Origin of the sequence: Streptomyces sp. NBC_01445, from assembly GCF_035918235.1 — a bacterium.
In the GTDB taxonomy this organism is placed as follows: domain Bacteria; phylum Actinomycetota; class Actinomycetes; order Streptomycetales; family Streptomycetaceae; genus Streptomyces.
This window is the reverse complement of the sequence record NZ_CP109485.1, coordinates 2,964,202-2,980,647: the sequence shown is the minus strand read 5'-3', so window position 1 is coordinate 2,980,647 and position 16,446 is coordinate 2,964,202. Positions and strand designations below refer to the sequence as shown.

General features: G+C 70.7%; 16 protein-coding genes. 13 read left to right on the top strand and 3 right to left on the bottom strand.

Going from position 1 to position 16,446, the window contains the following annotated elements; translation table 11 throughout:
• Positions 1-53 precede the first annotated feature (53 nt).
• From OG574_RS13710 to OG574_RS13700, 3 genes are all read left to right on the top strand, one after another.
• Entirely contained in the window at positions 54-1,301 is a 1,248-nt protein-coding gene (locus OG574_RS13710) for an ROK family transcriptional regulator (protein ID WP_326773453.1), read from the top strand.
• Between the two features lie 43 nt (positions 1,302-1,344).
• Positions 1,345-2,526 (top strand): cytochrome P450 family protein, encoded by a 1,182-nt coding sequence (locus OG574_RS13705; RefSeq protein ID WP_326773452.1) that lies wholly within the window; start codon positions 1,345-1,347, stop codon positions 2,524-2,526.
• A gap of 74 nt (positions 2,527-2,600) precedes the next feature.
• Entirely contained in the window at positions 2,601-3,047 is a 447-nt protein-coding gene (locus OG574_RS13700) for a PaaI family thioesterase (RefSeq protein ID WP_326773451.1), read from the top strand.
• Positions 3,048-3,089: 42 nt separating this feature from the next.
• On the opposite strand, the gene OG574_RS13695 is transcribed toward OG574_RS13700, so the two are convergent.
• Positions 3,090-4,094 (bottom strand): Gfo/Idh/MocA family protein, encoded by a 1,005-nt coding sequence (locus tag OG574_RS13695; RefSeq protein WP_326773450.1) that lies wholly within the window; start codon positions 4,092-4,094, stop codon positions 3,090-3,092.
• 127 nt (positions 4,095-4,221) lie between these two features.
• Here OG574_RS13695 and OG574_RS13690 point away from each other — a divergent pair, with 127 nt between their 5' ends.
• From OG574_RS13690 to OG574_RS13660, 7 genes are all read left to right on the top strand, one after another.
• Positions 4,222-4,959 carry a GntR family transcriptional regulator gene (locus OG574_RS13690; RefSeq protein ID WP_326778469.1) on the top strand — a complete coding sequence of 246 codons (738 nt, stop codon included), beginning with the start codon at positions 4,222-4,224 and terminating at the stop codon, positions 4,957-4,959.
• Between the two features lie 92 nt (positions 4,960-5,051).
• Positions 5,052-6,041, top strand: coding sequence for a sugar ABC transporter substrate-binding protein (locus tag OG574_RS13685; protein WP_326773449.1), 990 nt, complete (start codon positions 5,052-5,054; stop codon positions 6,039-6,041).
• A 209-nt stretch (positions 6,042-6,250) separates the two neighbouring features.
• Positions 6,251-7,255, top strand: coding sequence for a sugar ABC transporter substrate-binding protein (locus OG574_RS13680; protein ID WP_326773448.1), 1,005 nt, complete (start codon positions 6,251-6,253; stop codon positions 7,253-7,255).
• On the top strand, positions 7,252-8,301 hold the full coding sequence (locus OG574_RS13675) for an ABC transporter permease (protein ID WP_326773447.1): 1,050 nt from the start codon (positions 7,252-7,254) through the stop codon (positions 8,299-8,301). The genes OG574_RS13680 and OG574_RS13675 overlap by 4 nt, the downstream gene beginning before the upstream one ends.
• Positions 8,298-9,098 carry an ATP-binding cassette domain-containing protein gene (locus OG574_RS13670; RefSeq protein WP_326773446.1) on the top strand — a complete coding sequence of 267 codons (801 nt, stop codon included), beginning with the start codon at positions 8,298-8,300 and terminating at the stop codon, positions 9,096-9,098. Before OG574_RS13675 ends, OG574_RS13670 begins: the two co-directional genes overlap by 4 nt.
• 191 nt (positions 9,099-9,289) lie before the next feature.
• A complete protein-coding gene (locus OG574_RS13665; protein ID WP_326773445.1) occupies positions 9,290-10,474 on the top strand; it encodes an ROK family glucokinase in 1,185 nt (394 codons plus the stop codon).
• Complete coding sequence (locus OG574_RS13660) at positions 10,474-11,052, top strand: sugar kinase (RefSeq protein ID WP_326773444.1); 579 nt, start codon at positions 10,474-10,476, stop codon at positions 11,050-11,052. The genes OG574_RS13665 and OG574_RS13660 overlap by 1 nt, the downstream gene beginning before the upstream one ends.
• Positions 11,053-11,426: 374 nt before the next feature.
• Here OG574_RS13660 and OG574_RS13655 read toward each other — a convergent pair whose 3' ends face one another.
• Positions 11,427-12,506, bottom strand: a complete 1,080-nt coding sequence (locus OG574_RS13655; protein WP_326773443.1) for a protein phosphatase 2C domain-containing protein — start codon at positions 12,504-12,506, stop codon at positions 11,427-11,429.
• A gap of 376 nt (positions 12,507-12,882) precedes the next feature.
• Here OG574_RS13655 and pcaDC point away from each other — a divergent pair, with 376 nt between their 5' ends.
• Together pcaDC and OG574_RS13645 are read left to right on the top strand one after the other, a co-directional pair.
• Complete coding sequence (gene pcaDC / locus OG574_RS13650) at positions 12,883-14,175, top strand: bifunctional 3-oxoadipate enol-lactonase/4-carboxymuconolactone decarboxylase PcaDC (RefSeq protein ID WP_326773442.1); 1,293 nt, start codon at positions 12,883-12,885, stop codon at positions 14,173-14,175.
• A 54-nt stretch (positions 14,176-14,229) separates the two neighbouring features.
• Positions 14,230-14,865, top strand: a complete 636-nt coding sequence (locus OG574_RS13645; protein WP_326773441.1) for an MBL fold metallo-hydrolase — start codon at positions 14,230-14,232, stop codon at positions 14,863-14,865.
• A gap of 26 nt (positions 14,866-14,891) precedes the next feature.
• On the opposite strand, the gene OG574_RS13640 is transcribed toward OG574_RS13645, so the two are convergent.
• Positions 14,892-15,464 carry an isochorismatase family protein gene (locus OG574_RS13640; RefSeq protein ID WP_100591475.1) on the bottom strand — a complete coding sequence of 191 codons (573 nt, stop codon included), beginning with the start codon at positions 15,462-15,464 and terminating at the stop codon, positions 14,892-14,894.
• A gap of 189 nt (positions 15,465-15,653) precedes the next feature.
• Between OG574_RS13640 and OG574_RS13635 the strand changes: the two genes are divergently transcribed.
• Positions 15,654-16,433 (top strand): exodeoxyribonuclease III, encoded by a 780-nt coding sequence (locus OG574_RS13635; protein WP_326773440.1) that lies wholly within the window; start codon positions 15,654-15,656, stop codon positions 16,431-16,433.
• The last annotated feature ends 13 nt before the right edge of the window (positions 16,434-16,446 follow it).

Here is a 16,446-nt window from a genome sequence, read left to right as displayed (position 1 = left end):
ATCCGGGCGCGGGCGAACGGCGCTCAGGGTCCGCCGCACGGGGGAGGATGACGATGGCCGGACCACGCCGGCGCACGGTGCGTGACCTCAGACGCAACAACCGCGCCACGGTGCTGCGCAAGCTCTACTTCGACGGGCCGCTCAGCCGGCAGGAGTTGGGCCCGCTCACCGCACTCAGCTCGGGGTCGATCAGCAATGTCGTCTCCGAGCTCGTCGCCGACGGCCTCCTGGAGGAAGCAGGATCGGTCGACTCCGACGGCGGCAGGCCGCGCACGCTCCTGCGCGTCGCCCCGCACTGCGGCCACCTCGCCGGCGTCGACATCGGCGAGACACGCGTACGCGTGGAGCTCTTCGACTTCACCCTGAACGAACTCGCGCGCGTGGACGCCCCGTTGCCCGACGGACACCATGACGCGCGGGACGTCGTACGGATCGTCGCGGCCGGCCTCGCGCAGGTGCTCGCCGAGGCGAAGGTCGCGCCGGACGCCCTCATCGGCGTCGGCATCGGCGTGCCCGGCATCGTCGACGCCTCCGGTGCGGGCGGCGCCGTCGGAGCCGTCGTGCACGGCCAGGCCATCGGCTGGGACGCCGTCCCCCTCGAGGCGATGCTCCGCGACTGCGGTGAACTCCCGCCCGAACTGCCCCTGTTCGTCGACAACGGCGCCAAGACGCTCGGCCTCGCCGAGATGTGGTTCGGCGCGGGCCGTGGAGCCCGCAACGCCGTCGTCACCCTCATCGGCTCCGGCGTCGGCGCCTGCGTCATCGCCGACGGCGTCCCCTACCAGGGCTCGTCCGGCAGTGCGGGGGAGTGGGGCCACACCACGCTCCAGGTCGGCGGGCGCCGTTGCCGGTGCGGGGCGCGCGGCTGCCTGGAGGCGTACGTGGGCGCCGAGGCGCTGCTCGAACGGTGGCGGGAGAGCGGCGGCCACCCGACCTCGGCCGACGAGGAGGGGGCGCTCGCCGAGCTCCTCGCCGACCCCGAAGCCGGTGAACTCCTCGACGAGACGGCCGAGTTCCTCGGCGCGGGCATCGCCGACCTCGTCAATCTCTTCAACCCCGAGCGCATCGTCGTCGGCGGCTGGGCCGGGCTGCTCCTGGGCCCCCGCCTCCTCGAACCGGTCCGGCGGGCGGCCGCCGCGTACGCCCTGCGCCACCCGTACGCGCAGACCACCATCGAACTCGGGCGCCTCGGACCCGACGCGGTCACAGTCGGCGCGGCGACCCTGCCGCTCGCGCGTTTCCTGGCCGAGGGCGGCGCGTCGATCACGTCACGGGAACCGATTGTCAGTGGCGCGAGTTAGATTCAGCAGGGATTGACGCCTGACCGACGTGAGGGGCGGTGCCATGGGGGAACCGATCGATCTGGGCGAGTACGCGGGCTTCACGGCCGACCCGTATCCCGTCTACGAGGAGCTGCGCGCCCGGGGCCCGGTGCACCGGGTGAGGCTGCCGAAGCCCGCCGACGACGGCGAGGCGTGGCTGATCGTCGGGCACGAGGAGGCGCGCGCCGCGCTCACCGACCCGCGCCTGGTCAAGTCCCCCGCCAAGCTGGGCTTCTCCGGCCTCGACGAGGAGCTGATCGGCGCCCATCTGCTGATCACCGACCCGCCGCACCACACGCGGCTGCGCTCCCTCGTCACCCGCGCTTTCACCGCGCGCCGCGTCGAATCCCTGCGCCCGCGCATCCAGCGCATCACCGACGACCTTCTCGACGCGATGCTCCCGCACGGCCGCGCCGACCTCGTCGAGTCGTTCGCCTTCCCACTGCCGCTCACGGTCATCTGCGAGCTGCTCGGCGTGCCCGACATCGACCGCGCCGACTTCCGGCGCATGTCGAACGAGGTGGTGGCGCCGACCGACCGCGACGCCGAGTACGCGGTGTTCGCGGAACTCGCCGCGTACCTGCGCGACCTGATCGAGGACAAGCAGGCTTCGGCCCCCGCCGACGACCTGCTCAGCGCCCTGATCCGCACGACCGCGGAGGACGGCGACCGGCTCTCGCCCGACGAGCTGCGCGCCATGGCCTTCATCCTCCTCATCGCGGGCCACGAGACGACGGTGAACCTGATCGCGGGCGGCGTACGGGCCCTGCTGACCCACCCCGATCAACTCGCCGCGCTGCGCGCCGACATGACCCTCCTCGGCGGAGCCGTCGAGGAGATGCTGCGTTACGAGGGCCCCGTGGAGAACGCGACGTACCGCTTCACGGTCGAGGACACCGAGATCGGCGGCACGGTCATCCCCGCCGGCTCCCCCGTCCTCGTGGGCCTCGCTGCCGCCGACCACGACGCGGACCGCTTCCCCGAGCCGGGCCGCTTCGACATCCGGCGCGACGCCCGGGGCCACATCGCCTTCGGGCACGGCCTTCACCACTGCCTCGGCGCACCCCTGGCCCGCCTCGAAGGCCAGATCGCCCTGCGCTCGCTCCTGGACCGCGCCCCCGCGCTCGCGCTCGACGGCCCGGCCGACGACTGGCTGCCCGGCATGCTGATAAGGGGTGTCCGCAGTCTGCCGGTCCGGTGGTGAGTGACATGACGCCACCGCCCGGCGCGACCGGTCGGCCGTACCCGACGCGCCCGCCGACCCGCCCGGAGATCTCCATGACCGCACCCCGCGACAGCGACAGCCCCCACGAACTCGACTTCGCCCTGGCCGCGAAGCTTCTGGACGCCCAGCCGTTCACCCGTCTCGTGGGCGCCCGGCTCACCGAGTTCGGCGACGGAGCGGCCACGATCGAGGTCGACATCAGACCCGAGCTGCACCAGCAGAACGGGTTCCTGCACGGCGGGGTGCTCTCCTACGCGGCCGACAACGCGCTGACGTTCGCGGGCGGCGCGGTCCTGGGCGCGGCGGTGCTCACCGGCGGCTTCTCCATCCAGTACGTCCGCCCCGCGACGGGCCGCACCCTGATCGCCCGCGCCCAGGTCATGCACGGCGGCCGACGCCAGGCCGTCGTCCGCTGTGACCTGTCGACGGCGGACGAGGAGGGCACGGAGAAACTGTGCGCCCTCGCCCAGGGCACGATCCTGTCGGTCACGCAGGGCTGATCGGTCGCACAGGCTGAGCGGCGCGTGTACAAGGCCGGAGAATCAGCCCCCCGGAATCTCCTCCATCCGGACCAACCGCCGTTCCCGGCGCGACAGTTCGCAGGCCTCCGCGATCCGCAGCGCGTGCAGTGCCTCGCGGCCGTCGCACGGGTTCTCGCGTTCGCCGCGCACCACGTCGACGAACGCGACGAGCTCCGCCTCGTACGCGGGGGCGAAGCGTTCCAGGAAGCCGGGCCAGGGCTTGGTCGCGGCCGAGGGGCCCTTGGGCTCGGTGGAGGCGAAGGGCGTGCGGTCGTCGAGGCCGACGACGACTGTGTCCCGCTCGCCGGAGAGTTCCATGCGTACGTCGTAGCCCGCGCCGTTGCAGCGCGTCGCCGTCGCCGTGACCAGCGCGCCGTCGTCCAGCGTGAGGACCGCGGCCGCCGTGTCGACATCCCCGGCCTCGCGGAACATCGCGGGCCCGGCATCGGACCCGGTCGCGTACACCTCCGTCACCTCGCGGCCGGTCACCCAGCGCAGGATGTCGAAGTCATGGACCAGGCAGTCCCGGTAGAGCCCGCCGGAGAGCGGCAGATAGGCGGCCGGCGGCGGCGCCGGATCGCTCGTCATGGCCCGTACGGTGTGCACCCGGCCGAGGCGGCCCGAGCGCACCGCCTCGCGCGCCGCCGTGTACCCCGCGTCGAAGCGGCGCTGGAAGCCCAGCTGGAGCACGGTCCCGGCCCGCTCCACCTCGTCGAGCGCGGCCAGCGTGCCCGGCAGGTCGAGGGCGATGGGCTTCTCGCAGAACACCGGGAGCCCGGCCCGCGCCGCCCGCCCGATCAGTTCGCCGTGTGCGGACGTCGCCGCCGTGATGACCACCGCGTCCACGCCCCAGGAGAAGATCTCGTCCACCGTGGGCGCCGCGGTCGCGCCGATCCGGTCCGCGAGCGCGACGGCCCGCTCCGGGTCAGCGTCCGTGACGACGAGCGAGCCGACCTCGCGGTACCGCTCCAGAACAGCTGCGTGAAAGGTGCCGATACGGCCCGTCCCGATGAGTCCGATGCGCATGCAGTCAAGGTGCCGCCCGGGGAACCCGCTGTCAACGGTTTGTCCTGACAACCGAACTTCACGACTTCCCGTCAACATTCCTTGCGACTACGCTCGGCCCGTGGCCAAACCAGTAGTCGACCCGACCGTGTCGCTCCAGCTCAGCGTGGACCGCAGCAGTCCGGTCCCGCTCTATTTCCAGCTCTCCCAGCAGCTGGAGGCGGCGATCGAGCGCGGCTCCCTGACCCCCGGCAGCCTGCTCGGCAACGAGATCGAGCTCGCGGGCCGGCTCGGCCTGTCCCGGCCCACCGTGCGCCAGGCCATTCAGTCCCTCGTCGACAAGGGCCTCCTCGTCCGCCGCCGGGGCGTCGGCACCCAGGTCGTCCACAGCCAGGTCAAGCGCCCCCTGGAGCTCAGCAGCCTCTACGACGACCTGGAGGCGGCGGGCCAGAAGCCCGAGACGCGCGTTCTGGCCAACACCCTCGTGCCCGCGTCCGCCGAGGTCGCGGCCGCGCTCGGGGTGGCGGAGGGCGACGAGGTGCACCGGGTCGAGCGGCTGCGGCTGACCCACGGCGACCCGGTCGCGTACCTCTGCAACCACCTGCCCACCGGGCTGCTCCCGCTCGACACGGAGCGGCTGGAGGCGACCGGGCTCTACCGGCTGATGCGCGCCGCGGGGATAACCCTGCACAGCGCCCGCCAGTCCGTCGGCGCCCGCGCCGCCTCGGCCGAGGAGGGCGAGCGGCTCGCCGAGCCCGCGGGCGCCCCGCTCCTGACAATGCAGCGCACCACGTTCGACGACACCGGCCGACCCGTCGAGTTCGGGTCGCACACATACCGGGCGTCCCGCTACTCCTTCGAGTTCCAGCTCCTCGTACGGCCGTAAGAATGTTATGACAAAGTCATTGACGGTGCCGGGTACCCACCGCTAGAACTCCTCCAGCCGCACACGGGCGGCGAGGAGAGAGGTGGCACACCATGCGCACAGCCCGCACGGCAGCAACCCTCATTGCGGTCGTCGCACTCGCGGCCGGATGCAGCAGCTCCGGAGGCAAGACCTCCGAGGACAAGGCCGACGACTCAGGGGGCGGCAAGTCCGCCGGCACGCCCCGCCTGAAGATCGCGATGGTCACGCACTCCGGTGAGGGCGACACCTTCTGGGACATCGTCCAGAGCGGCGCCAAGCAGGCCGCCGCCAAGGACAACGTCCAGTTCCTCTACTCGAACGACAAAGAGGCCAAGGGGCAGGCCGAGCTGGTCCAGTCGGCGATCGACAAGAAGGTCGACGGGATCGTCGTCACCCTGGCCAAGCCCGAGGCCATGAAGGCCGTACTCGCCAAGGCGAAGGACGCCGGGATCCCGGTCGTCACGATCAACTCCGGCGGCGAGTTCTCGCAGCGGTTCGGCGCGCTCACCCACATCGGGCAGGACGAGTCCGTGGCCGGCGAGGCAGTCGGCAGCGAACTCAACGCGCGGGGCAGGAAGAAGGCGCTCTGCGTCATCCATGAACAGGGCAACGTCTCCCTGGAGCAGCGCTGCGCCGGCGTCAAGAAGACCTTCAAGGGCACCGTCGAGAACCTCAACGTCGAGGGCACCAACGCCCCCGCGTCCCAGTCGTCCATCGAGGCCAAGCTCCAGGCGGCCAAGGACATCGACGCGGTCGTCGCGCTCGGCGCCCCCACCGCTGCCGTCGCCGTCAAGGCCAAGCAGGACGCGGGCAGCGAGGCGGAGGTGGACACCTTCGACCTGAACGCGGCCGTGGTGAAGAGCCTCAAGGCCAAGGACGTGGGCTTCGCCGTCGACCAGCAGCCCTACCTGCAGGGCTATCTCGCAGTCGACGAACTGTGGCTCTACCGCACCAACGCCAACGTCATCGGCGGCGGAAAGCCGGTCCTGACAGGCCCCGCGATCGTGACCGAGAAGGACGTGCCGAAGCTTGAGAAGTACACCGCGCGCGGTACCCGGTGAACGGATGCATGATCCCAGTGCCTGCTGTGTCCGCCCGGGGGACAGCCCCCGGACCCCAGGCCGGAAGCCCGGCGCGTCCCCCGGGACCTGCACGGCGGCGGACAGATGCGGTCGGGGATACTGAGGCGTCCGGGGCGGAAGAAGTGCCCCCCGGGGCCGGTCCGCCGGCCCCGGTGTATCAGGTAGCACAGCAAGAAGGGCACGGCCTCGTGGCACGGTTTCGGAGCTGGGTGAGCATCGCCCTCGCAGGAGCAGTCGGTCTCACCCTCGCGGGATGCAGCAGCACCGGCGGCAAGCGGGCGGAGGACGCCAGGAAGGCGGCCTCGGCCCAGGGCAGGGCCGCGGTGAACACCCCGCGCTGGACTGTCGCCATGGTGACCCATTCAGGCGACGGCGACACCTTCTGGGACATCGTCCAGAGCGGCGCCAAGCAGGCCGCGATCAAGGACAACATCAACTTCCTGTACTCGCACAGCGACGAGGCGCAGCAGCAGGCCCAGCTCGTCGACGCGGCCGTGGACAAGAAGGTCGACGGCCTGATCGTCACGCTCGCGAAGCCCGACGCCATGAAGGCCGCCGTCGCCCGCGCCGAGAAGGCCGGCATCCCCGTGATCACCGTGAACTCCGGCTCCGAGGAGTCCAAGAAGTTCGGCGCGCTCACGCACATCGGGCAGGACGAGACGATCGCGGGCCGGGCCGTCGGCGAGGAGCTGAACAAGCGCGGCCGCAAGAAGGCCCTGTGCATCCTGCACGAGCAGGGCAACGTCGGCCACGAGCAGCGCTGCGCCGGCGCCAAGGAGACCTTCAAGGGCCAGATGCAGAACCTGTACGTCGAGGGCACCAACATGCCCGACGTCCAGTCCTCCATCGGCGCCAAGCTCCAGGCCGACAAGTCCATCGACTCCGTCGTCACGCTCGGCGCGCCCTTCGCCGCCACCGCCGTGAAGGCCAAGCAGGACGCGGGCAGCAAGGCCGAGATCGACACCTTCGACCTCAACGAGAAGGTCGCCGGCGGCCTGAAGGACGGCACACTCGGCTTCGCCGTCGACCAGCAGCCCTACCTCCAGGGGTACGAGGCCGTGGACCTGCTCTGGCTCTACCGCTACAACGCGGACGTCCTCGGGGGCGGCAAGCCGGTCCTCACCGGACCGCAGATCATCACCAAGGACCAGGCGGCCAAGCTCGAGGAGTACACGAACCGGGGGACACGATGAGCGCCGCCGCACCAGGGACCCCGCCGCTGACGGACGAGCGGCTCCTGAAGACGTCACCGCTGCGCAAGCTCATGGGCCGGCCCGAACTCGGCTCGGTCGTCGGCGCCATCGCCGTCTTCCTCTTCTTCGCGATCTTCGCGGACAGCTTCCTGCGGGCCTCCAGCCTCGCCACGGTCCTGTACGCGTCGTCGACGATCGGCATCATGGCCGTACCCGTGGCCCTGCTGATGATCGGCGGCGAGTTCGACCTCTCCGCCGGTGTCATGGTCACCACGTCCGCGCTGGTCTCGTCGATGTTCAGCTACCAGATGACGGCCAACGTCTGGGTCGGTGTGGGCGTCTCGCTCCTGTTCACGCTCGCCATCGGCGTGTTCAACGGCGTCATGCTGACCCGCACGGACCCACCGAGCTTCATCATCACGCTCGGCACGTTCCTGATGCTGACCGGCATGAACCTCGGCTTCACCAAGCTGATCAGCGGCACCGTCTCCACCAAGTCGATCTCCGACATGGAGGGCTTCTCCTCCGCGAAGGACGTCTTCGCCTCCACGCTCACCGTCGGCGGAGTCGACTTCAAGATCACCATCCTGTGGTGGCTCGCCCTGATCGTCGTCGCCACCTGGATCCTGCTGCGCACCCGCGTCGGCAACTGGATCTACGCGGTCGGCGGCGGCGAGGATGCGGCCCGCGCCGTCGGTGTCCCGGTCAACAAGACCAAGATCGGCCTGTACATGGGCGTCGCCTTCGGCGCCTGGATCTCGGGGCAGCACCTGCTGTTCTCGTTCGAGGTCGTGCAGTCCGGCGAGGGCGTCGGCAACGAGCTGATCTACATCATCGCGGCCGTCATCGGCGGCTGTCTGATCACCGGCGGCTACGGTTCCGCGGTCGGCGCGGCCATCGGCGCCCTGATCTTCGGCATGACGAGCAAGGGCATCGTGTTCGCCGAGTGGAACCCGGACTGGTTCAAGTTCTTCCTCGGGGCGATGCTGCTCCTCGCGACCCTGCTCAACGCGTGGGTCCGCAAGCGCGCGGAGGCGACGAAATGACCGAGACCGCAGAGCGTACGGCGCTGGTCGAGCTCGATGGCGTCAGTAAGTACTACGGCAACATCCGGGCCCTGGAGGACGTCTCCCTCGTCGTGCACGCGGGCGAGATCTCCTGCGTCCTCGGCGACAACGGCGCGGGCAAGTCGACCCTCATCAAGATCATCGCGGGTCTGCACCGGCACGACTCCGGCTCCTTCAGCATCGAGGGCGAGGAGACCCGGCTCGCCAATCCGCGCGAGTCCCTCGACCGCGGTATCGCCACGGTCTACCAGGACCTCGCCGTCGTTCCGCTGATGCCGGTCTGGCGGAACTTCTTCCTCGGCTCCGAGCCGACGAAGGGCTCCGGGCCCTTCAAGCGGCTGGACGTTGACCTGATGCGCAGGACGACCCACGCGGAGCTGCTCCGCATGGGCATCGACCTGCGCGACGTCGACCAGCCCATCGGCACCCTCTCGGGCGGTGAACGCCAGTGCGTGGCGATCGCCCGCGCCGTCTACTTCGGTGCCAAGGTCCTCGTACTCGACGAGCCGACCGCCGCCCTCGGCGTCAAGCAGTCCGGCGTCGTCCTGAAGTACGTCGCCGCCGCGCGGGACGCGGGCCTCGGCGTGGTCTTGATCACGCACAACCCGCATCACGCGTACCTCGTAGGCAACCGCTTCGTCCTCCTGAAGAGGGGCACGATGTTCGGCAGCTACGCCCGCGACGAGATCACCCTCGACGAACTGACCCGCCAAATGGCAGGCGGCAGCGAACTGGACGACTTGCGCCACGAGCTGGAGGGCCGGGAGGCTCCGTAGGCATGGCGCTCCGTAGGCAGTGCGCCCCGTAGGGGCGCGTGGCTGTGCCACTTTGCGGCTCCGCCGCGGGGCACGACCCGCCACATCGGACCCGCAGACGAAAAGGGACCTGCGGTAGCGCCACGCCCACCACGAGTGACCGGTACCGCTCGGATACGCCCCCGCGGCAGCGAAATGGCACAATCGGCGCGATGAGCACCTACCGCGACCTCGCCCACCGCGGCTCCGCACGAGCCACCGTCCTGCGGACCGTCGGCACGCGTGAGCGCCGTTCCCACCTGACGGCGCCGCGCGTCCCGACCGTCGGTATCGACATCGGCGGTACGAAGGTGATGGCGGGTGTCGTCGACGCCGACGGCAACATCCTGGAGACCCTGCGCACGGAGACTCCGGACAAGTCCAAGAGCCCCAAGGTCGTCGAGGACACGATCACGGAGCTGGTGCTCGACCTCTCCGACCGGCACGACGTGCACGCCGTCGGCATCGGCGCGGCCGGCTGGGTCGACGCGGACCGCAACCGCATCCTGTTCGCGCCCCACCTGTCCTGGCGTAACGAGCCCCTCCGGGACCGGATCTCCAGCCGCCTCTCCGTCCCCGTACTCGTCGACAACGACGCGAACACGGCCGCCTGGGCCGAGTGGCGCTTCGGCGCGGGCCGTGGCGAGGACCACTTGGTCATGATCACGCTGGGCACCGGCATCGGCGGCGCGATCCTGGAGGACGGCCAGGTCAAGCGAGGCAAGTTCGGAGTCGCCGGTGAGTTCGGCCACATGCAGGTCGTCCCCGGCGGCCACCGCTGCCCGTGCGGCAACCGTGGCTGCTGGGAGCAGTACAGCTCCGGCAACGCCCTCGTGCGCGAGGCCCGCGAGCTCGCCGCCGCGGACTCCCCGGTCGCGTACGGGCTCATCGAGCGCGTCAAGGGCAACGTCTCCGACATCACGGGCCCGCTCATCACGGAGCTCGCCCGCGAGGGCGACGCCATGTGCATCGAGCTGCTCCAGGACATCGGCCAGTGGCTCGGCGTCGGCATCGCGAACCTCGCGGCCGCCCTCGACCCGTCCTGCTTCGTCATCGGCGGCGGCGTCTCCGCGGCCGACGACCTGCTGATCGGCCCGGCCCGCGACGCCTTCAGGCGCCACCTCACCGGCCGCGGCTACCGCCCCGAGGCTCGCATCGCCCGCGCCCAGCTCGGCCCCGAGGCCGGTATGGTCGGCGCCGCGGACCTCGCACGGCTCGTCGCCCGCCGCTTCCGCCGCGCCAAGCGCCGGCGCGTGGAACGGTACGAGCGCTACGAGCGTTACCACCAGGGCAAGGGCTTCGGCCTCGGCCCGCAAAGCCCGGCGAGCGCCGCCGGCGAGACCCAGGGACCCAAGTAATGACCGTGCCACGCCAGCCCTCGTCCCCCGACGAAGGGCAGCGCCCCCCTGGGAACCGCCGGAGGGTCATCCGCCGCCGCGCGCTGACGCTGCTCACGATCGTGCTGCTCATCGGCGTGCCCGCCGGCTATCTGGTGATCTCCGCGAACCAGAGCCGGAACAGCGGCAAGGACAAAGAGGCCAAGTACTCCGCGACAGGCCTCACCATCGGCTGGCCCTCCAAGGTCCAGCGCCGGCTGTACCAGGTGCCGATACCGGTCTCCTCCGCCAAGGGCGTCGCGTACTACGAGACGAACAACCTCAGGACGAGCCGCCTCTACGTCCGCTTCCGCACCACGGACTCGGGCCTCGACAAGTTCCTGAAGACCATCGGGACCAGCTCGTCCAAGCTGCAGGAGGACGAGGTCACCATCAGCCCGCGCAACCAGAAGGTCGTCGGCTGGACCTTCGACGGCCCCGGCCCGTACCGCGGCCTCACCCACAAGCAGAAGAACCCCGAGCCGACCCTGGACATCGTGGTGAACCGGGAGAACCCGGCGAAGCCCTTCGTGTACGTGGTGTCGACGACGACGCCGTAGCGCGGGCCGCGCTGACCGGCGCCCGTTCCCGCGGGGGACAGGGGCCGGTGAGCGCGTGATCCACCACGTACCGCCCACGACGAGCAGCGAGAACACGGCGAGCCCCGCGCCCTCGCCGGATGGGCGGCAACGGGTTCCCCTACAAGTGGCGCCTGCTGAACGACGACCCGTGCGTCCTCAACCCGGGGAACGACCATCCGGGCCTGCGCTGCCGCGAGTTGCTCCGGTGTGGCAGGTGGGCGCAGCCACGCGTAAGAGTTCGGTGCGCCGACCTTCGACCAGGATTCAATGCGGTCCCACGCCACGATGATGTCGTTGATCACTCATCACGGTATCCACCTTCCGGCGCAACTCGACGTGCATGCTGCACGCTCCTACTGCTGGAGCTCCATGACGTCGGCGATCACGCAGCTGGCGTTGTCGGGACCGCCGGAGCCGTTGGCGAGGGCGACGAGTTCGCGGATCGCCTGCTCGGGCTCCCTGATCTCGGAGAGAACCCGGTGGATCTCCTCGGTCGGCACGACGGTCGACAGACCATCGGAGCAGAGCAGGTATCGATCTCCCTCCCGGGCGTCGTGGAGGCGCAGGTCGGGGGTGGCGTCGGCTCCTTGGCCCAGGGCTCGTATCAACAGCGAGCGCTGGGGGTGGGAGGCGGCTTCTTCCGGGGTGAGGCGGCCCTCGTCGACCATCGACTGCACCATGGTGTGGTCATGCGTGATCTGGAACAGCTCTCCGTCGCGCAGGAGGTGGACGCGGGAGTCGCCGATGTGGACGAGGGCCAGCTGTGAGCCGGTCCAGAGCATCGCGGTGAGTGTCGTGCCGGCCTCCTCGGGTGAAGACCCGGTCCGGGCGACGCCGCGCACGGCCTCTTTGGCCTGTTCGACGGCGTCTTCAAGGGCGTTGAGGAGATCGCCCGCCGGGACGCCGTCGGTTTCGAGGTACTTGAGTGCCTCAACGGCGGCCGCGCTCGCGGGGGCGCCCTGGCTGCCGTAGCCGTCGGCGACGGCGAGCAGGCGGGACCCGGCGTAGGCGGTGTCCTGGTTGCTCTCGCGGGCAAGGCCCGTGTCGGACAGTGCGGCGTAACGGATTCCCAGGGGCTTGGTGGTCGGGGACATGGCAGGGTCCTTCCAGGACAGGTGGTTGATGAGGAAGGTGGCCAGGTCCCGCCGTGCGGCGGTGTCGGCCTCGACCTGGGCCCAGAACGCGCGGACCTCCTGGGCCGCCGGGCCCGCCTCCAGCGTGCAGACGTGCTGGATGCGGGTCAGGGACATCCCCAGGCGTCGGAGCCAGGCGACCAGTCGAGCCTGGTCCAGTTGCTCCGGCGCGTAGAGGCGGTAGCCGGTCACCGGGTCGACGCGAGCGGGGGGCAGCAGGCCGAGCTCGTCGTAAAGACGCAGCGCCTTCGGTGACAGCCGCGACGCCTTCGCGAACGCCCCGATGCTCAGCAACCCCATGCGCACTCCTCACTCATGCCGAGCACATCGCACGGCCCCACCGATGCTGTGGCCTCCCCCAAGGTGAAGGTCAACCGAGGTTCCGATCGGCTCCGTCTGATGATCTTTCACCCGTCGGCGTCATGGCCCGCGCCCGGTCGACTGCGGCCTGCGGCGGGTTTGGTCGGCACATCGCGGAAAAGGACACCAAGTCCCTTGCCGGTGAGCGGGATCCGCCCTTGCCGTGGGCCGGTCACACGAACGTGAAGGCCGCCAAGCGGTGGTACGTCAAGCCGGACGTGGAGGATCTTCGCGAAGCCTCCACAAGGTGGGATGGCCTGCACGGGGTGTCCACCCAGTCGTGTGAGAAATTGTGAGATGTGAGACCGTGCAGGGCGTGAGTGAGACACCGAAGAACACCCTGCAATACCGCTTTGACGGGCCAGAAGACGCCCCAGTCCTGATCTTGGGTCCCTCACTGGGTACCACCTGGCACATGTGGGACCGGCAGGTACCCGAGCTCGCCCGGCAGTGGCGGGTGTTCCGTTTCGACCTGCCCGGGCACGGCGGCGCCCCCGCCCACCCGGCCGGTTCCGTCGCCGACCTCGCCGCGCGGCTCCTGGCCACGCTCGACGAACTCGGCGTGCAGCGCTTCGGCTACGCGGGCTGCTCCCTGGGCGGCGCCATCGGCGCGGAGCTGGCGCTGCGCCACCCCCAGCGCGTGGCCTCCCTCGCGCTGATCGCGGCCTCGCCCCGCTTCGGCACCGCCGACGAGTTCCGCCAGCGCGGCGTGATAGTCCGCAGCAACGGCCTCGACCCCATCGCCCGCACGTCCCCCGAGCACTGGTTCACCAGCGGCTTCGCGGCCGCCCAGCCCGCGATCACCGACTGGGCCGTGCAGATGGTGCGCACCACCGACCCGGGCTGCTACATCGCCGCCTGCGAGGCGCTCGCGTCCTTCGACGTACGGGCCGAGCTGGGCTCCATCGGCGTCCCCACGCTCGTCCTCGTCGGCTCCGACGACCAGGTGACGGGCCCTGCCCAGGCGCGCACACTCGTCGCCGGCATACCGGACGCGCGGCTCGCCGTCGTGCCCGCCGCCTCGCACCTCGCCCCGGTCGAGCAGCCCGCCGCCGTCACCGACCTCCTCGTACGGCACTTCTCCACCGCCTGGCAGCCCGCGTACGAGACCGGGCAGCACGCGATCCCCGCCGCCCCCGTCAAGCCCGTCCTCGCGCCGCCGCCCCCGCCGGTCGCCCCCGTGGCGGAGATCGGGCCCACGGAGGCCCAGCCCGAGGCGGAGGTCCGGCCCGACCGGCACGACATCGGTCTCAAGGTGCGCCGCGAGGTGCTCGGCGACGCGCACGTCGACCGGGCGCTGGCCTCGGCGGATGCCTTCTCCGGCGACTTCCAGGAGTTCCTCACCCGCTACGCGTGGGGCGAGATCTGGAGCCGGCCCGGCCTCGACCGCCGCATGCGCAGCAGCGTCACGCTCACCGCGCTCGTCGCCGGCGGCCACCTCGAAGAGCTGGCCTTCCACACCCGCGCCGCCCTGCGCAACGGCCTCACCGCCGACGAGATCAAGGAAGTGCTGCTCCAGGCCGCCGTGTACTGCGGCGTGCCCGCGGTGAACTCGGCGTTCAAGGTGGCCCAGGCCGTGATCCGCGAGGAGACCACGCCGCAGGAGTAGACGACCGGGTGCCGGGACGGGCCGGACGCGGGCCGGGAGCGCAGGATGGTTCCTATGAAGCTCACGAAGAAGATCCATGCCTGCGTCCGCCTGGAGAAGGACGGGCGGACGCTCGTCATCGACCCGGGCGGCTTCTGCGAGGAGGACGCGGCTGTCGGCGCCGAGGCGATCCTCGTGACGCACGAGCACCCCGACCACTTCGACGAGACCCGGCTGCGGGTGGCTCTCGAAGCCGACCCGGCCACCGAGATCTGGACCCTGAAGTCCGTCGCCGACAAGATCTCGACGGCGTTCCCGGGCCGGGTGCACACGGTCGGGCACGGCGACACGTTCGAGGCGGCCGGTTTCGACATCCAGGTCCACGGCGAACTGCACGCCGTCATCCACCCGGACATCCCCCGCATCACGAACGTCGGCTATCTGATCGACCACGGCCGCGTCTTCCACCCCGGCGACGCGTTCACCGTCCCCGACCAGCCTGTCGAGACGCTCCTCGTGCCCGTCATGGCCCCCTGGAACAAGATCGCCGAGGTCATCGACTACCTCCGCGAGGTCGGCCCGCAGCGCGCGTACGACATCCATGACGCGCTGCTGACCGACCTGGCCTGGCCCATCTACGACGGGCAGATCAGGGCGCTCGGCGGGACGGACAACCTGCGGCTGACGCCGGAGGAGTACGCGACGCTCTGAGCACCCTGGCGGGCTGTGAACTCCCGTTACCGGCCGAGGAGTTCGACGATCTCTTCGGTCGTGGCGAGCTCCGCGATCCGCGGGAAGATCTTGCCGAAGCTGTGCTCGTGGGACGCGGCGTCCGTGTCGGTCGTCGCGTCCTCGACCACCGTGAGGTGGTAGCTCAGCTCGAAGGCGGAGCGGGCGGTGGACTCGACGCCGATCGAGGACGAGATCCCCGCGAGCACGATCTGCGTCACTCCGCGGCGGCGCAGCTGGAGGTCCAGCTCCGTCCCGGTGAAGGCGCCCCAGTGCCGCTTGGTGATCACGATGTCGTCGCCGAGCGGGCCGAGCTCGTCCGGGAACTCGGAGAACGCGGCGGGCGGCGCCTGGGTGAGCCCGGGGGCGGCCGACCGGCTCACCGGCAGGTCGCCGCCGTCGGGGGACCAGGCGACGCGGACCCGCACGACGGGCAGGCCCTTGGCGCGGAAGGCGTCCGCGAGCGTGGCCCCGTTCTTCAGGACTCCGTCGGCGGGGTGGACGGTCGGCAGGCCGAGGATGCCGTTCTGGAGGTCGATGAGGACGAGGGCGGTGCGCTCGTCGAGGGTGGTGGCGGGCATGGGGGGTGCTCCTTGCGGATCCGGGGGAGATGCTTCGACAGGCTAACTTTCAAACAGAGAAACTTGCAAGGTAGCCTGCCTATCGCGCCGCCTATCGCGTGCTGCCTGTCGCGTGCTGTCCATCGCGCCCCGCCGGCGGCCGTCCCGGGTTCGGCGGGCGTTGTCGTACCCGCCCGGTAGGTTGTGGGCATGCGGATTGCTACGTGGAATGTGAACTCGATCACCGCCCGGCTGCCCAGGCTCCTCGCCTGGCTGGAGAGCACCGGGACGGACGTGCTGTGCGTCCAGGAGACCAAGTGCACGGCCGAGCAGTTCCCCGCGGACGAGCTGCGCGAGCTGGGCTACGAGTCCGCGGTGAACGCGAACGGGCGGTGGAACGGCGTGGCGCTGATCTCCCGCGTCGGCCTGGAGGACGTCGTGACCGGCCTGCCCGGCGACCCCGGTTACGAAGGCGCCCACGAGCCCCGCGCGATCTCCGCCACGTGCGGTCCGGCGCGCGTCTGGTCGGTATACGTGCCGAACGGCCGCGAGGTGGACCACCCGCACTACGCGTACAAGCTCCAGTGGTTCGAGGCGCTCAAGGCGGCCGTCGCGGGCGACGCGGGGGGCTCCCGCCCGTTCGCCGTGATGGGCGACTACAACGTCGCGCCGACGGACGACGACGTCTGGGACATCTCCCTCTTCGACGGCGCCACGCACGTCACCCCGGCGGAGCGCGCCGCGCTCGCCGCGCTCCGTGAGACGGGCCTGTCCGACGTGGTCCCGCGGCCCCTGAAGTACGACCACCCCTTCACCTACTGGGACTACCGCCAGCTGGGCTTCCCCAAGAACCGCGGCATGCGCATCGACCTCGTCTACGGGAACGCGGCGTTCGCGGGGTCCGTGAAGGACTCGTACGTGGACCGCGAGGAGCGCAAGGGCAAGGGCGCCTCGGACCACGCCCCGGTGGTCGTGGACCTGGAGGTCTAGGACCTCTGTGATC

What these genes read in the sequence shown, in the direction of transcription:
- OG574_RS13710 (WP_326773453.1), top strand. Translation starts at nt 54, where the DNA reads ATGGCCGGACCACGCCGGCGCACGGTGCGTGACCTCAGACGCAACAAC.
- OG574_RS13705 (WP_326773452.1), top strand. Translation starts at nt 1,345, where the DNA reads ATGGGGGAACCGATCGATCTGGGCGAGTACGCGGGCTTCACGGCCGAC.
- OG574_RS13700 (WP_326773451.1), top strand. Translation starts at nt 2,601, where the DNA reads ATGACCGCACCCCGCGACAGCGACAGCCCCCACGAACTCGACTTCGCC.
- OG574_RS13695 (WP_326773450.1), bottom strand. Translation starts at nt 4,094, where the DNA reads ATGCGCATCGGACTCATCGGGACGGGCCGTATCGGCACCTTTCACGCA.
- OG574_RS13685 (WP_326773449.1), top strand. Translation starts at nt 5,052, where the DNA reads ATGCGCACAGCCCGCACGGCAGCAACCCTCATTGCGGTCGTCGCACTC.
- OG574_RS13675 (WP_326773447.1), top strand. Translation starts at nt 7,252, where the DNA reads ATGAGCGCCGCCGCACCAGGGACCCCGCCGCTGACGGACGAGCGGCTC.
- OG574_RS13670 (WP_326773446.1), top strand. Translation starts at nt 8,298, where the DNA reads ATGACCGAGACCGCAGAGCGTACGGCGCTGGTCGAGCTCGATGGCGTC.
- OG574_RS13665 (WP_326773445.1), top strand. Translation starts at nt 9,290, where the DNA reads ATGAGCACCTACCGCGACCTCGCCCACCGCGGCTCCGCACGAGCCACC.
- OG574_RS13660 (WP_326773444.1), top strand. Translation starts at nt 10,474, where the DNA reads ATGACCGTGCCACGCCAGCCCTCGTCCCCCGACGAAGGGCAGCGCCCC.
- OG574_RS13655 (WP_326773443.1), bottom strand. Translation starts at nt 12,506, where the DNA reads ATGGGGTTGCTGAGCATCGGGGCGTTCGCGAAGGCGTCGCGGCTGTCA.
- OG574_RS13645 (WP_326773441.1), top strand. Translation starts at nt 14,230, where the DNA reads ATGAAGCTCACGAAGAAGATCCATGCCTGCGTCCGCCTGGAGAAGGAC.
- OG574_RS13640 (WP_100591475.1), bottom strand. Translation starts at nt 15,464, where the DNA reads ATGCCCGCCACCACCCTCGACGAGCGCACCGCCCTCGTCCTCATCGAC.
- OG574_RS13635 (WP_326773440.1), top strand. Translation starts at nt 15,654, where the DNA reads ATGCGGATTGCTACGTGGAATGTGAACTCGATCACCGCCCGGCTGCCC.